1 protein-coding gene is annotated in these 1,315 nt (G+C 69.1%); it reads left to right on the top strand.

Features of this window, described 5'->3' with window-relative positions:
- Positions 1–1,315, top strand: a 1,315-nt coding sequence (locus FBZ87_RS29440; protein ID WP_211107299.1) for a beta strand repeat-containing protein, incomplete at both ends; no start/stop codon positions are given.

The following is a 1,315-nucleotide window of genomic DNA, read 5'->3' as shown; positions in this document are numbered from 1 at the left end:
GCACCAACACGGTGACCAACGCCGGGGGCGCCATCACCCTGGGCACTGTCGCCACCATCACCGGCAACTACACCCAGGCGTCTGGCACCCTGGTGGTCAACCCCGGGGTCAGCCAGCTGGTGGTTAGCGGCTTGGCCAGCATCACCGGCGGCAAGGTCAGCGCCAGCCTGTCCAGCACGGGCAACTACCTGGCGGGTGGCAATTACACCCTGGTGCAGGGCGGCGCGGGATCCAACTACACCGGTGCCACCCTCACCGTCACGGGCGGTGCGTTGGGCCTTAGCACCGGCACGTCCATCGCCACCATCGGCGGCAATGTCGACCTGCTGCTGGCCGTCAACAACGACTATGTCGGCGGCACGCTGGCCACGCTCACCAACACCGGCACCATCAGCGCCAATACCGGCATCCATATCACCAACGGCGGCTCGGTTGGCGTCGTCACCAACAGCGGGCTGCTGAACGGCCGGTACGCCTTCGTCAATCAGGGCAGTGTGGGCACCCTGGTCAACACCGGCGTGATCGCCGCGGGCAGCACCGGGGTCCAGGGCCAGGGCAACTACGGCACGGTCGTCAACAGCGGCACCATCAGCGGCGTCAGCGTGGCCGTGGCCTTCGGCGGGTCCGTCGGCACCCTGGTCAACAGCGGGCTGATCAACGGCTCGCAGGCGCTCTACATCGGCAGCATCCTGGGCACGCTGGTGAACACCGGCACCATCGCCGGGACCATCAACAATGCCGGCGGCGGCCCGCTGACCATCATCGGCGGGACGGGCGGCACCATCGGCACCCTGACCGGCCAATCCGGCGCCGTCGGCGCGCTGGCCAGCAACGCCAACGTGGTGCTGGCCTCGGGCAGCCTGCTGCTGAACGATCAGGTTGTCCTGGGCGGCAACACCCTGTCCAACATGGGCGCCTCGGTGCGGCTGGGCACGCTGATCAGCGTCACGGGCCAGTACAGCCAGACAGCCGGTACCCTGGATGTCGGCGCGGGCCGCCTGGTGGTCAGCGGTGCGGCCAGCATCACCGGCGGCACGGTCGTGGCCACGCTGTCCGGCACCGCCAACTATCTGGCGGGACAGGTCAGCTCCACCACCCTGGTGACGGGCGGCGTCGGCTCCAACTACACCGGCGCCAACGTGGCGGCGGGGGGCGTGACCGGCTTGGCCGTGACCGGCACCACCAGCGGCACCAATCTGGTCGTCGCGGGCCTGAACGACTATGTCGGCACGGTGCTGGGCAGCCTGAACAACAGCGGCACGATCAGCGCCAGCAACGCGGTCTACGTGGCGGCGACGGGCACGTTGGGCAGCCT

The organism is Nitrospirillum amazonense, from assembly GCF_007828035.1.
Classification (GTDB): Bacteria; Pseudomonadota; Alphaproteobacteria; order Azospirillales; family Azospirillaceae; genus Nitrospirillum; species Nitrospirillum amazonense.
The sequence above is the reverse complement of the archived record's forward strand: the minus strand, read 5'-3'. Positions and strand labels throughout refer to the sequence as shown.